The sequence below is a fragment of the Nocardia sp. NBC_00403 genome (assembly GCF_036046055.1).
Classification (GTDB): Bacteria; Actinomycetota; Actinomycetes; order Mycobacteriales; family Mycobacteriaceae; genus Nocardia.
The window spans coordinates 126,671-138,919 of sequence record NZ_CP107939.1 but is presented as its reverse complement, the minus strand read 5'-3'; the positions used below and the strand labels follow the sequence as shown (position 1 = coordinate 138,919).

The following is a 12,249-nucleotide window of genomic DNA, read 5'->3' as shown; positions in this document are numbered from 1 at the left end:
GATTCGGAGGATGTATGGCCAAGAACGCGCAGCTGGAGGTCACCGAGGGCACGCTCGAGCACAAGCTGCCCTATCTGGCGCTCGGCTCCGGGCGGCCGCTGGTGTTTCTGCGGTGGTTCACCCTCGATCACGCCAACCCACGCGGGTGGATGCGTGACTCGGAGATCACCACGCTCGCGCCACTGGCGAGGCGCTACCGGGTCTACGCGGTGAACCGTGCGCCGGACATGCCCGCAGGCACGACGATGGCCGATATCGCCGCCCAGCACGCGGCGGCGCTGCGTGCCGAATTCGGTGGTCCGGTAGACGTGCTCGGGGTTTCCTCGGGAGGTTCGCTCGCGCTGCAATTGGCGGCGGACCATCCCGCGGCGGTGCGTAGGTTGGTGATCGCCTCCTCGGGTTACCGACTGGAGGACCATGCGCGCGAATCCCAGCTGCGCTACGCGGTGGCGGCGGCCGAGGGCCACCGCGCGTTGCACCACATGGCTCCCATCTTCGCCTCCTCGCCGATCCTCGGACGTCTCGCCGCGGCGGCCATGTGGTTGGCCGACCCGTTGGCACGCCCGAAGAATCCCGCGGACACCCTTGCCTTCGCGCTGGCAGAAGACGTCTTCGACCTCTCCGGCCGCCTCGGCGACATCACGGCCCCGACCCTGGTGATCGGCGGCGAGCGCGACAGCGCCTACAGCACGGCAACATTCCGCCACACCGCCGATGGCATCCCGAATTCCCGCTTGATCATCTACCCCGGCGCCGACCACCTGGGTGCGATCAAGCACCCACGCTTCGCCCCCGATATCGCCGACTTTCTCGACGCGGCCTGAGCGGCGGTCCTGCGGGCCGCGCAGCGCAGGCGCCGTTCAGCAATTCGTCGGCGCAGGCTCGCCGCGGAAGCGGGCCTCCAGCCAGGCGAGCGCCGCGGGGATGCCGAGGACAGCGGCTGTGAGGTGTTCGGGGGAGGCGGTGAGTTCGGTCTGTAACCGCACGCCCGCCCGGCAATAGCGGCGGTTGATGTTGTCGGTCGCGTCGATCGGAATGAGCGGGTCGGTCGGCGAATGCCATTCGAATATTGGCATGTTCGGCACGCCGTCGAACAATTCCAGACTGTTTTCCTCGACGACGCTTCGCGCGTTTCGATTTTCCGTGAGTGACATGTTGCTTGCGAAATCGCGCGCGCTGCGCCACGCTCCGGCGGCCAGAATTTCATTGGTGCAGCTGTTGGCAATGCGGTCGCGGGCTGCCATTCCCTGGGAATTGAGGTAGTCGCTGATCGGGAATCGGTCCGGGTATTCGCGTTCCAGCCCGATGGCCGCCGCCATCAACAGCCCGAAGGCCGGATGTGGTTCGAACCTGATGCCTTCGAGCATTTTCACCATGTTCGTCGGTACACCGCCGGCTGCGGCGCCCGCGATGTCGAGCTCGGGTGCATAGCGCGGTGCGAGTGCGGCGGCCCACGCGGTGGCCATGCCACCGCCGGAATAACCTGCCATCGCGATCGGGCTGTGCTGCACACCGAGCTCGGGAACCTGACGCACCGCGCGGATTCCATCGAGAGTGATCTGGCCGCCGAGCCGGGCCGCACCGTAGGCGAAGGTCGGACCGAGGTGATCGGGCAGGGCGACGCTCCAGCCATGCAGCAGCACCGCGTTCAGCGCCACCGCTTCCTTGATCTGCAGATTGAAATCGTCGGAGTAGAGCTCCCTGGAGACTGCGCACTGGGTTCCGAGCGCGTTGATGATGTGCTGGTAGGACAGCAGCGGCCCGTCGGGGGGACGGCCGTGCGGTGTCAGCACGGTGGTTGTCGCCGCGATGGGCAGTCCGCGGGAGTTCGTCGAGCGGAATTTGATCAGCGTGACGTCGGTATCCGGGAAGATCATCAGCGGTGGCAGCGGCCGGGTCGCGATCACCTGACCCGGCCGTTTTGCCGCGATATCGGCCGGTGCGGCATAGAAGGGATCGGGATCCGCGACCGGGTAAATCGGTGTTGCCGGCGCGGTGCCGGTACCGATCAGCATCGTCGCTAGAACTCCGGCCAGCAGCCCGGTTGCCAGTGTGCCTCGCGTGGTTATACCAATGTGCACATAATTACAACTACCACGGCCTAGCTGCACAATTGCGAAGGCACGGCATTTCAGAATTTTGTCAGCCGAGCTGCGTCATGCCCGCGGCGACGACCTGAGCCACATTCAACAACTCGTCTGTTGTCGGCAGCGGCAGGCCGTCGAGCGCATGCAGGCGGTCGGTGCTCGCGATCGCGAACATGGCCGAAACCCAGGCGGCCGCACAGGCGCGCAGGGTGCCTTGCTGAACCGGCGTCGGCGTGCTCGCCTGGAGGACTCGGGCGGTGATATCGAGCATTTGGTCACGCAGGTGGCGCAATTGGCGCCGCACGTCCGGGTGGGTGTCGGCTTCGCGCCACATGATGACGCGCAGCACCGAGGAATGGTTGTCGCGCAGATTGAGCGCGGCATCGAGATTGACCAAACTAGCGGCCGGATCGCCGGGCGTGACCACCGTGCCGATGTCATCGATCGGATGGTTGGGCACCCGTTCGGCCATCAGCGCGGACAGAATTGAATCCTTGGTCGGGAAGTAATAGAAGACCAGGCCCTTGGGGACGCCTGCCGCGCCGGCGATGGCCGCGGTCGCGGTCGCATCGAATCCTTGTGCCGCGAAAAGCTTTTCGGCGGCATCCAGGATGAGCTGCCGGGCGTCGCCGTCCACCTTGGCGCTACGGCGACGCCCTGCTCGATGCGGTTTGGGCATCTGCATCAGTGGTGCGGAACCATGTCGTGCAGACGCGCCGACATTGCCGGCAGCGCCGCGATCGCGACCACTACCGTCACTATCCCGACTACCCATGCGGTCCAGGATGCGCCGCGGTACTCGGTGAAGTCCATTGCCCACGGGGAAATGAACAGCAATGCGCCGAACAGGCCCATCGCGTAGTCGGTGGCCTGCATGGCGGGCCGGTAGATCTGCGCGAGTCCGGTGAGAGCAATGAGAACGCCCAAGACGATCAGTGACCACTGGCCGTTGTCGTTCGTCTCTACCCAGAGGGGTGACAGCGCGGCGAAGACTCCCAGCACGATGGCCAGGTAGTCCTGTGTGCGACTTTCGGTGAACATGGAGTGCCTCCTCGGGCTATGGAATGTTCTCCTGCCTCCGATTCAACTCTGATTGACCGCCCGATCAATATCGATAAAGACACGATTGTGCACCAATGGGCGGTGGTCCTGGCCCCGTCGTCACAGTGACGGCCCTCACTGTGAGCTGTGACCAAGCAGAAGTTAGGGTGAGCTGCGTGTCACCTTCAGTTACGGATGCCCACTCGACCCGGCGACTGTCCGGCCACACCGAAGGAGAGGCCGCATGAACGGGCCGATCGTGATCGTCGGCGCTGGGCTGGCCGGCCTGCGCACCGCCGAGGAACTGCGCCGCGCAGGATACGAGGGTGACCTGATCCTCGTCGGCGAGGAGTCGCGGCTGCCCTACGACCGCCCGCCGCTGTCCAAGCAGTTCGTGCGCGGCGAGACCGACGACACCACACTCCGACCGGAGGAATTCTTTGTCGAAAAGCAGATCGATCTGCGCCTGAACACCGCGGCGGTCGGCGTCGACACCGCGGCGCGGCAGGTGGCTCTTGCCGACGGCAGCACGCTGGACTACGCCCAGCTGATCATCGCGACCGGCCTGCAGCCGCGCCGGCTGCCGGGCCTGCCCGACCTGAAGGGTGTGCACGTGCTGCGCGGGCACGCCGACGCCGCCGCGCTGCGGGCCGAATTGTCCGGTGCGAGTAAGGCGCTGGTGGTCGGTGCGGGGTTCATCGGATGTGAGCTCGCGGCCAGCTTCCGCGCGGGCGGGGTGCAGGTGGTGCTGATCGAACCTCAGCCGACGCCGCTGGCCTCGGTGCTCGGCGAGCAGGTCGGTGCGCTGGTCGCCAGGATGCATCGTGCCGAGGGCGTGGATCTGCGCTGCGGCACCGGTCTGGACACCTTCCTCGCCGACGACGCCGACCGGGTACGCGGTGCGCGGCTGTCGGACGGCAGTGAGGTGTACGCCGACCTGGTGGTTATCGGGGTCGGCTCGCGCCCGGTCACCGAATGGCTCGCCGATTCCGGCATCGCGCTCGCCGAGCCGACCGCGGGCGGTGGCGTCCTCGCCGACGGGGTGGGCCGTACGTCCGTCGAGGGTGTGTGGGCGGTCGGCGACGTCGCCGCGTGGCTGCACGAGACCGGTCAGCGCAAGCGGGTCGAGCACTGGACCAACGCGGGCGAGCAGGCAAAACTGCTGGCCTGCGCGCTGCTGGGTGCGCAACCGCCGACCGCGGCGCGGGTGCCGTACTTCTGGAGCGACCAGTACAACGTGAAAATCCAGGCTCTCGGCACCCCGAACGCGACCGACGAGGTCCACATCGTCTCCGACGACGGCCGCAAGTTCCTTGCCTACTACACCCAGGACGGCAACCTCACCGGCGTGGTCGGCGCGGGCATGACCGCACAGGTGATGAAAGTCCGCGCGAAGATCGCAGCGGGCGCCCCGGTGGCGGAGCTGCTCGGCACGGCTCGATAGGCGGCTGCCTCGCCGACGCTCGGCCCGGCGCGGCGATTGTCGGACGGTGTCCGGCTGTGTTCGATGGGTGGCTGCCTCGCCGACGCTCGGCCCGGCGCGGCGATTGTCGGATGGTGTCCGGCTGTGTTCGATGGGTGGCTGCCTCGCCGACGCTCGGCCCGGCGCGGCGATTGTCGGATGGTGTCCGGCTGTGTTCGATGGGCGGCTGCCTCGCCGACGCTCGGCCCGGCGCGGCGATTGTCGGATGGTGTCCGGCTGTGTTCGATGGGCGGCTGCCTCGCCGACGCTCGGCCCGGCGCGGCGATTGTCGGACGGTGTCCGGCTGTGTTCGATGGGCGGCTGCCTCGCCGACGCTCGGCCCGGCGGGACGGTGTCCGGCTACGTTCTCCAGGCGGCCTACTAAGGTTGGACCACGTGATCGTCGCGCTCATCGATTCCGGCCTCGGGTTGCTGACCACAGCTGCGTGGCTGCGCAAGCTTCGACCGGATGTGGACCTGCTGCTGCAACTGGATCCGGATGGTGCGCCGTGGGGGCCGAAGCCGGAGGAGTGGACGATCGATCGGGTGGTCGGCGCCGCGCGCACCTCGGTCGCGCTCGGTGCGGAGGTGATCGTGCTGCCGTGCAATACCGCAAGCGTCACGGCGCTGGATCATGTGCGCGCCGAGGTCGGTCCCGAGGTGCCGGTGATCGGCACCGTGCCCGCGATCAAGCCTGCGGCTGCCGTCTGCTCGTCGGTGGCGGTGTGGGCGACCGCGGCGACGACGGCCAGCCGCTACCAGGCGGACCTGATCGCCCGGTTCGGTGGCGCGGCCGACGTAGTCGGCGTCGCCTGCCACGGCTTGGCCGATGCCATCGACGCGGGCGATCTCGCCGGAGCCAAGGAGTCGATCGCGCGGGCCGCCGAGCAGACCCCCGCCGACGTCGAGGGCGTGGTTCTCGGCTGCACGCACTACCCGCTGGTGATCGATGCCATCCTCGCTGCGCTGCCCGATGGTGTTCGCCTCTTCGACAGCGCGCAAGCCGTTGCCACGCAGACGATTCGGCGCATGGACGCGCTCGGCAGGCCCAGCACCGGAAACGGTGCGGTCCGGGTGCTCAACAGCGGTCGTCCCGGTGATCTGCCTGCCAGCGCCGCCGCCTTCGAGTCGGGCCGAATCCTCGGCGCGCAGAGCTGATTTCCGCAGATCTCCGCCACCGCGCCCTTCGACAGGACAAGTCGACCGGCTGACATGGAAGGTTCGCTGATGACGGCAGTTGCCGAGAACGCTGCGCAGCTGCGGGCGGCGCTGGCCGAGGTCGCCGACCCCGCCGATGCGTTCCAGCTACAGCGGTTCTTCAAAACCGGCCCCGGTGAGTACGGCGCGGGCGACGTCTTCATCGGCGTCCGGGTGCCGGTGACCCGTTCGATCGCGAAACGCTTTGCGACACTGCCGCTCACCGAAATCGACGCCCTGCTCGACAGCCCGGTGCACGAGCACCGGCTCGCGGCGCTGGTCATCCTCAATGGCAGGTTCGCCGCGGCATCCAAGCCGCGCACCTTCGACGACAAGGCCCGCGCGGCCATGGTCGAGCTGTATCTCGCCGCCGTGCGCCGTGGCCGCGTGAACAACTGGGACCTCGTCGATGTGTCGGCGGAGAACATCATCGGCCCGTGGCTGCTGGACAAGCCACGCGACCTGCTTTTCGAGCTGGCCGACGCCGAGTCGCTGTGGGAGCGTCGAGTCGCCCTGCTTTCGAGTTTCGCATTCATCAAAGCGGGCGATGCCACCACGACTTTCGAACTGTCCGAGCGATTGTTCGCCGACCGCCGCGACCTCATCCAGAAGGCGCTCGGCTGGATGCTCCGCGAGGTCGGCAAGCGCATCGATGAGCAGCTGCTGACCGACTTCCTGGACAAGCACGCGCCCGAGATGGGCCGCACCGCACTCAGTTACGCCGTCGAACGCCTCGCCCCCGCGCAGCGCGTCGCCTACCGCGCAGCACGCTGAAACAAAAGAAGCCGCAACTCACACCCACCACGGACCGAGTCTGACGAGCGACCGTTCGCAGCCTGCACCTACGCAACCGATACAGCGCGCCAAAGTCGCGAGCTTCTCCACCAAAGCACCCACCACGGAGCGAGTCTTACGAGCGACCGTTCGCGGCCGGCTCGCGTCCGAGCGGCCGAAGCGCATGCGACGAAGTCGCGAGTCTCGGCCGCTCGGACGCGAGCCTTGGGGGCCGCGAACACGCAGCGCCGCAGGCGCTGCCAAGAATTCAGAACTGGATCTTCAGGTGGTTGGTGACCGGCCTGGCCTGGCAGCCGAGGATGTAGCCGTTGGCGATGTCCTCGGGGTCGAGGATTTCGGCGTTCTCCATCTCGACCTTGCCCTCCAGCACCGTGCAGGCGCAGGAACCACATTCGCCTTCCTGGCAGGAGTAGGGCACGTCGAGTCCCTTGGCCAGCATGATGTCGACCAGGGTCTGCTTGCGCGGCCAGGACAGCTCGTGCACTTCGCCGTCGAGTTCGACCTCGACGGTGGCGGCGGCAGCGGCCTCCTCATCACTGACTTCGATCGGTGCCTGGTCGGCGAACGGGTCTCCGGCAAGGGAATTGAACGTCTCGGCGTGGGTCCGCGAGCGCGGCACATCGAGCTGTGCGAGCGCGTCGTGCACACGGTCCATGAACGGTTTCGGCCCGCACATGAAGGCGTTGTAGGTGGCGTAGGGCGACACCAGGGTGGCCAGCGCGTCCGGCGTGGGCAGGCCCTGCAGGTACTCCAGCCAGTGGATCACGGTGAGCCGTTGCGCATGCTTGTCGGCCAGCTCCCGCAATTCGGCCGCGAAGATCACCGATTCGTGGTCGCGGTTGGCGTATATCAGAACGACCTTGCCGTTACCCCTGGCCAGTGCCGATTTCAGGATGGACATCACCGGGGTGATGCCACTGCCCGCGCCGAAGAGCAGCAGATCCTCGTCGAGGTCCTTGGGTGTGAAAACGCCCGAGGGTGGCAGCACCTCGATCTGGTCGCCCGCTTTGACGTTGTCGCACACCCAGTTCGATCCGTAGCCGCCGACGGTGCGTTTGATGGTGACTTTCGGTAGGTCGTCGGTGTAGGGCGAGCTGGCAAGGGAATAGCAGCGCGCCACCGAGCCGGTCAGGTCGCTCGGAATGCGCAGTGTCAGGAATTGGCCGGGCTGGTAGCTGAAGCGTTCACGCGATTCCTCGGGCACGTCGAAGACCAGCGAGCAGGTGTCGACGGTCTCGGTGATGACAGCGGCTACCCGCAGCACGACCGAGCGCGAGCCGTGTGGAACTTCAACGGTGGTCATGGCGTCCTCTCGAACGTGGCGCGGCCGGCGGGTACCGACAAAACTAGAACGTGTTTCAGTTTCATCGTACGTCGGTATTCGGCTGCCGGACAAGCTGGGCCTCCAGACCGGCTACCAACACCTCCATGCCGAAGTCGTACGCGTACTTCCCACGCAGGTCCGCCATGTACTTGGTGGCGCGCTCCACGACGTCGGGCAGCGCCACATCCGACAGCGGCGAGCGATCCCGCGGATTCACCCGGCTGCGGCCGAACAGGTAGGTGTGGATCGTCGCGTAGGCGGCGAGCACATTGCGGTCGGTGAAGCCCGCTTCGAACAGGATCTCCATCAGTGCGGCGATCAGATCGAGTTGTTTGCCGAGCATCTGCTCGATCAGTACATCGCCGAGGCCGGGATGCTTGCGCAGCTTCTCGTCGATCTGGTCGATGAGGTCGCGCAGCCGCTGCTGCCACGGCCCGGATTCGGGCGGTGGCTTGCGAACTCCGGTCAATGCCGCAGTGGCGACCAGGTCGAGCAGTTCCCGTTTATCGGCCACGTAGTAGTACGGCGCCATCGGTGAAACTCCGAGTTCGCGGGAAAGTCGCCGCATGGACAATTTCTCGACGCCGTCTTCCCGAACCACTCGCAGCGCGGCCTCGACGATCTCGGACTCCGACAGAGTATTGCCGCCCCCGCTCGCCTGCATTCGTCCGACTCCCATGCCACCTCTACCACCGCGGGCATCGATCGCCCGTCACGTCCTGTTCAGCTGCTTGCCACCGAAAGTCTAGAGCGCCCGCCGCCGAACCGGTCGGTGTGCGTGCGACTCGGCCCGCAGGTCGGACGGCCCGGGGTGACGCGTCCACTGAGTGGGACGCTGCACGCCCACCTCGATCGATCGAGTGGAACCTGTTCCATTTTGTCAGTGCATGACGTTATCGTGTGAGCGCGGCTACATCGGGTGGCCGTGGACACCGATCGTCATCTCGGAGGTAGCCATGCCGGAATACGGATCGCTCGGAAAGACCGACGCCGACAGCACCGGGCCGATCACCACGGTCGATGCGCGTTCGGCCGAGGAAGCGCCGCTGGTGGAGGAAACCCTCATCGAAGAGGTCTCCATCGACGGTATGTGCGGCGTCTACTGAACGGCGGAGCGACCATGCTCGATCTCGATACTCGTTGGGAGCTGCACCCGAGGGTGGCGCTGCGGCCGGAGTCGTTCGGCGCGCTGCTCTACCACTTCGGCACACGCAAGCTCTCGTTCCTGAAGAACCCGCAGATCCTCGAGATCGTGCGGTCGCTGCCCTCGCACGCCTCGGCGCGTACCGCGCTGCGGGCGGTCGGCCTGTCGGACGATGTCACAGGCCCGTATGTGCGGGCACTGGAACAGCTGGCCGACTCGAGCATGATCACTCCAGCGGCACCGGGCAGTGCCCCGGAGGCATTGCGGCACAGCACATTCGCCGCACCCGCCGCCCGACCGGACGCGGGGGCGGCTCCGGCATCGGCCGGTGCGGTGCGCCTGATCGACCGATTCGAAACCGGTCTCGCGGCACCGATCTGCCTCACCTGGGAGCTCACCTACGCCTGCAATCTGTCCTGCGTGCACTGCCTGTCCTCCTCGGGCAGGCGCGATCCGCGCGAGCTGAGCACCGAGCAGTGCAAGGCGCTGATCGACGAGTTCGAACGCATGCAGATCTTCTACGTGAATATCGGCGGCGGCGAACCCACTGTGCGCCCGGACTTCTGGGAGCTGGTCGACTACGCGACCGCGCATCATGTCGGAGTGAAGTTCTCCACCAACGGAGTTCGCATCACGCCGGAGGTCGCCGCGCGCCTTGCCGCCAGTGACTATGTGGACGTTCAGATTTCGTTGGACGGTGCCGACGCCGAGGTCAACGACGCCGTGCGCGGGCCCGGCTCCTACGACATGGCGATCCGGGCATTGGACAACCTGGCCGCGGCGGGGTTCTCCGACGCCAAGCTGTCGGTGGTCGCGACCCGCCACAACATCGCCCAGCTCGACGAGTTCAAGGCGATCGCCGACAAGTACGGCGCCACACTGCGTTTGACCCGACTACGGCCTTCGGGGCGCGGCGCGGACGTCTGGGACGAACTGCACCCGCTGCCCGAACAGCAACGGGTGCTCTACGACTGGCTGGTGCGCAACGGTGACGGTGTGCTCACCGGCGACTCGTTCTTCCACCTGTCCGCGTTCGGCGAGGCACTGCCCGGGCTGAACATGTGCGGTGCGGGCCGGGTTGTCTGCCTCGTCGATCCGCTCGGCGATGTGTACGCCTGCCCGTTCGCCATCCACGAACGGTTCATGGCCGGAAATGTGGTGGCGGACGGTGGTTTTCGTGCCGTCTGGCAGGAATCGGAGCTCTTCGCGGAGCTGCGCGAGCCCAGCGGTGGCGGCGCCTGCTCCGGCTGCGCCCACTACGACTCCTGCCGCGGCGGCTGCATGGCGGCGAAGTTCTTCACCGGCCTGCCCGCCGACGGACCGGACCCGGAGTGTGTGCAGGGCTACGGCGAGGCGGCACTGGCCGACACGGGGCGGATGATTCCGCGCTCGTCGGTCGACCACTCGCGGCGGTCGGCGCCGCGCAAGTCGGGTCCGCGGAAGTCGGGTCCGATTCCGCTCACGCTGTCGGTGTCCCGGCCCGTCGTCACGCCCGAACGACGCCCGTCGCGCGCCTGCGACGAGAGTCCGCTGACATGATGCCGGGTCGGTAGCCAGTGATGTGCTGCCATATCGCTCGAAGGTCGCCGTCGATCGGACGGCCGGAGGTTTGCCCTTCAGTTGCCGATGGTTCGAGTTCGGTAGCCAGCGACCACTCGGCAACGCTTGGTGTCGGGAGTTGCCGGTCCGTTCGGGCCAATTCGCACGGAATTCTGTCCTTTTTTCCGGGTGGATGATGCTCGTGCGCGAATCTCCGCCTAGCATGCCAAGAATGCGCAATGATCGCCTGCCCGACGGGTTCGGGGTACGGATCGATCCACGGGTACGCGCATACTCCGGGGGACGCATATTGATCGGCGGTTCGCCCGCTCGGTTGCTGCGGCTTGCCCCGGAGGCCGCCGAGATGATCGGCGACGGGTACCTGGAGGTCACCGACCCCAAGTCTGCTGTTGTTGCCAGACGGCTGCTCGATTCCGGTGTCGGCAATCCGCGTCCCCGACTGCTGCCCTCGCCGGAAGACGTCACCGTGATCGTTCCGCTGTACAACAACGCCGACGGTCTGGTCCGACTGCTCGCGGCGCTGCGCGGGCACAACGTGATCGTCGTCGACGACGGTTCCGATCAACCGGTGCGCATCCCGAGCAATCGGGGCACCCGGTGCCGGGTGACCGTCCTGCGCCACGATCGCAAGCAGGGGCCGGCCGCGGCGCGCAATGCCGGATTGCGGGCCGCGACAACCGACTTCGTCGCCTTCCTCGACTCCGATGTCGTCCCGCGTAGCGGCTGGCTCGAGGTGATGCTCGGGCACTTCAGCGACCCGGAGGTCGCGCTCGTCGCGCCGCGTATCGTCGCGCTCGATCCGGAGTCGAACGCGCTGGCCCGCTACGAACACACCCGTTCCTCGCTCGACCTCGGCAGGCGCGAGTCGGCGGTGCAGTCGCGCGGCCTGGTGTCCTATGTGCCGAGCGCGGCACTGCTCGTCCGGCGCCGGGCCCTGCTCGCCCAGGGCGGCTTCGACGAGACGATGCAGGTGGCCGAGGACGTCGACCTGTGCTGGCGGCTGGAGCAGGCGGGCTGGCGGCTGCGCTACGAGCCCGCGGCGCACGTGGCGCACGACCATCGGATCTCCTTCCGCGACTGGTTCGGCCGAAAGCTGTTCTACGGCACCGGGGCCGCACCGCTCGGCGACCGGCACGCCGGCATGGTGTCGCCGCTGTCGGTGCCGTCCTGGACGGTGGTTGCCGCCCTGCTGTTCGCGACGCTGTCGAAGTGGGGCCTGTTCGGTGGACTGATCACCCTCGTCACTGCGCTGATCCGACTACGAAGGGTCTTCGCGGAGCTGGACAACCCGACCAGGATCGCGGCCATCTACCTCTCGCGCGGATTCTTCGCGGGCCTATGGCGTTTGGCATCGGCGATGTGCAGGCACTATTGGCCGGTCACCATGCTGGCCATGCTGGCGTCGCGGCGCATCCGGCGCATCGCGGTGACCATGGCCGTTGCCGACGGCCTCGCGGACTGGTTCACCCACCGCGATTCGGGCGGGCTCGATCCGTTCCGCTACGTGGCCTACAAGCGGATGGACGACATCGCCTACGGCAGCGGGCTGTGGCTCGGCGCGTTTCGCGCGCGCAGCCTCGAGTCACTCAAACCCACCACGCCGTCCAGCTGACTCGGACCGCTGATGCTGTGATGTTGA

12 protein-coding genes are annotated in these 12,249 nt (G+C 67.1%); 7 read left to right on the top strand and 5 right to left on the bottom strand.

Features of this window, described 5'->3' with window-relative positions:
* Positions 1-14: 14 nt before the first annotated feature.
* Positions 15-824: an alpha/beta fold hydrolase gene (locus OHQ90_RS00255; protein ID WP_328406528.1), complete on the top strand. Its 810-nt coding sequence runs from the start codon at positions 15-17 to the stop codon at positions 822-824.
* 36 nt (positions 825-860) lie between these two features.
* On the opposite strand, the gene OHQ90_RS00250 is transcribed toward OHQ90_RS00255, so the two are convergent.
* From OHQ90_RS00250 to OHQ90_RS00240, 3 genes are all read right to left on the bottom strand, one after another.
* A complete protein-coding gene (locus OHQ90_RS00250; RefSeq protein ID WP_328406527.1) occupies positions 861-2,015 on the bottom strand; it encodes a lipase family protein in 1,155 nt (384 codons plus the stop codon).
* 127 nt (positions 2,016-2,142) lie between these two features.
* Positions 2,143-2,772 carry a TetR/AcrR family transcriptional regulator gene (locus tag OHQ90_RS00245; protein ID WP_406233519.1) on the bottom strand — a complete coding sequence of 210 codons (630 nt, stop codon included), beginning with the start codon at positions 2,770-2,772 and terminating at the stop codon, positions 2,143-2,145.
* Positions 2,772-3,128 carry an SPW repeat domain-containing protein gene (locus OHQ90_RS00240; protein ID WP_328406525.1) on the bottom strand — a complete coding sequence of 119 codons (357 nt, stop codon included), beginning with the start codon at positions 3,126-3,128 and terminating at the stop codon, positions 2,772-2,774. Before OHQ90_RS00240 ends, OHQ90_RS00245 begins: the two co-directional genes overlap by 1 nt.
* A gap of 244 nt (positions 3,129-3,372) precedes the next feature.
* Between OHQ90_RS00240 and OHQ90_RS00235 the strand changes: the two genes are divergently transcribed.
* The 3 genes from OHQ90_RS00235 to OHQ90_RS00225 all read left to right on the top strand — a co-directional run bounded on the left by OHQ90_RS00235 (position 3,373) and on the right by OHQ90_RS00225 (position 6,561).
* The gene (locus tag OHQ90_RS00235) at positions 3,373-4,572 is read left to right on the top strand and encodes an NAD(P)/FAD-dependent oxidoreductase (RefSeq protein WP_328406524.1); all 1,200 of its coding nucleotides are present in this window, start codon (positions 3,373-3,375) and stop codon (positions 4,570-4,572) included.
* A gap of 414 nt (positions 4,573-4,986) precedes the next feature.
* The gene (locus tag OHQ90_RS00230; RefSeq protein WP_328406523.1) at positions 4,987-5,748 is read left to right on the top strand and encodes a glutamate racemase; all 762 of its coding nucleotides are present in this window, start codon (positions 4,987-4,989) and stop codon (positions 5,746-5,748) included.
* Positions 5,749-5,817: 69 nt separating this feature from the next.
* Positions 5,818-6,561: a DNA alkylation repair protein gene (locus OHQ90_RS00225; protein WP_328406522.1), complete on the top strand. Its 744-nt coding sequence runs from the start codon at positions 5,818-5,820 to the stop codon at positions 6,559-6,561.
* A 268-nt stretch (positions 6,562-6,829) separates the two neighbouring features.
* On the opposite strand, the gene OHQ90_RS00220 is transcribed toward OHQ90_RS00225, so the two are convergent.
* A complete protein-coding gene (locus tag OHQ90_RS00220) occupies positions 6,830-7,885 on the bottom strand; it encodes a ferredoxin--NADP reductase (protein WP_328406521.1) in 1,056 nt (351 codons plus the stop codon).
* Between the two features lie 61 nt (positions 7,886-7,946).
* Positions 7,947-8,585: a mycofactocin system transcriptional regulator MftR2 gene (mftR2, locus tag OHQ90_RS00215; RefSeq protein ID WP_328406520.1), complete on the bottom strand. Its 639-nt coding sequence runs from the start codon at positions 8,583-8,585 to the stop codon at positions 7,947-7,949.
* Positions 8,586-8,913: 328 nt separating this feature from the next.
* Here mftR2 and mftA point away from each other — a divergent pair, with 328 nt between their 5' ends.
* The 3 genes from mftA (at position 8,914) to mftF (ending at position 12,222) form a co-directional block, all read left to right on the top strand.
* Positions 8,914-9,012 carry a mycofactocin precursor MftA gene (gene mftA, locus OHQ90_RS00210; protein ID WP_328413443.1) on the top strand — a complete coding sequence of 33 codons (99 nt, stop codon included), beginning with the start codon at positions 8,914-8,916 and terminating at the stop codon, positions 9,010-9,012.
* 14 nt (positions 9,013-9,026) lie between these two features.
* Complete coding sequence (mftC, locus tag OHQ90_RS00205) at positions 9,027-10,589, top strand: mycofactocin radical SAM maturase (protein WP_328406519.1); 1,563 nt, start codon at positions 9,027-9,029, stop codon at positions 10,587-10,589.
* Positions 10,590-10,821: 232 nt separating this feature from the next.
* Positions 10,822-12,222: a mycofactocin biosynthesis glycosyltransferase MftF gene (mftF, locus tag OHQ90_RS00200; protein ID WP_328406518.1), complete on the top strand. Its 1,401-nt coding sequence runs from the start codon at positions 10,822-10,824 to the stop codon at positions 12,220-12,222.
* Positions 12,223-12,249 lie beyond the last annotated feature (27 nt).

Excerpts from the sequence above, each read along its gene's own strand:
- OHQ90_RS00255 (WP_328406528.1), top strand. The coding sequence starts at position 15 with ATGGCCAAGAACGCGCAGCTGGAGGTCACCGAGGGCACGCTCGAGCAC.
- OHQ90_RS00250 (WP_328406527.1), bottom strand. The coding sequence starts at position 2,015 with ATGCTGATCGGTACCGGCACCGCGCCGGCAACACCGATTTACCCGGTC.
- OHQ90_RS00245 (WP_406233519.1), bottom strand. The coding sequence starts at position 2,772 with ATGCAGATGCCCAAACCGCATCGAGCAGGGCGTCGCCGTAGCGCCAAG.
- OHQ90_RS00240 (WP_328406525.1), bottom strand. The coding sequence starts at position 3,128 with ATGTTCACCGAAAGTCGCACACAGGACTACCTGGCCATCGTGCTGGGA.
- OHQ90_RS00235 (WP_328406524.1), top strand. The coding sequence starts at position 3,373 with ATGAACGGGCCGATCGTGATCGTCGGCGCTGGGCTGGCCGGCCTGCGC.
- OHQ90_RS00225 (WP_328406522.1), top strand. The coding sequence starts at position 5,818 with ATGACGGCAGTTGCCGAGAACGCTGCGCAGCTGCGGGCGGCGCTGGCC.
- OHQ90_RS00220 (WP_328406521.1), bottom strand. The coding sequence starts at position 7,885 with ATGACCACCGTTGAAGTTCCACACGGCTCGCGCTCGGTCGTGCTGCGG.
- mftR2 (WP_328406520.1), bottom strand. The coding sequence starts at position 8,585 with ATGGGAGTCGGACGAATGCAGGCGAGCGGGGGCGGCAATACTCTGTCG.
- mftC (WP_328406519.1), top strand. The coding sequence starts at position 9,027 with ATGCTCGATCTCGATACTCGTTGGGAGCTGCACCCGAGGGTGGCGCTG.
- mftF (WP_328406518.1), top strand. The coding sequence starts at position 10,822 with ATGCGCAATGATCGCCTGCCCGACGGGTTCGGGGTACGGATCGATCCA.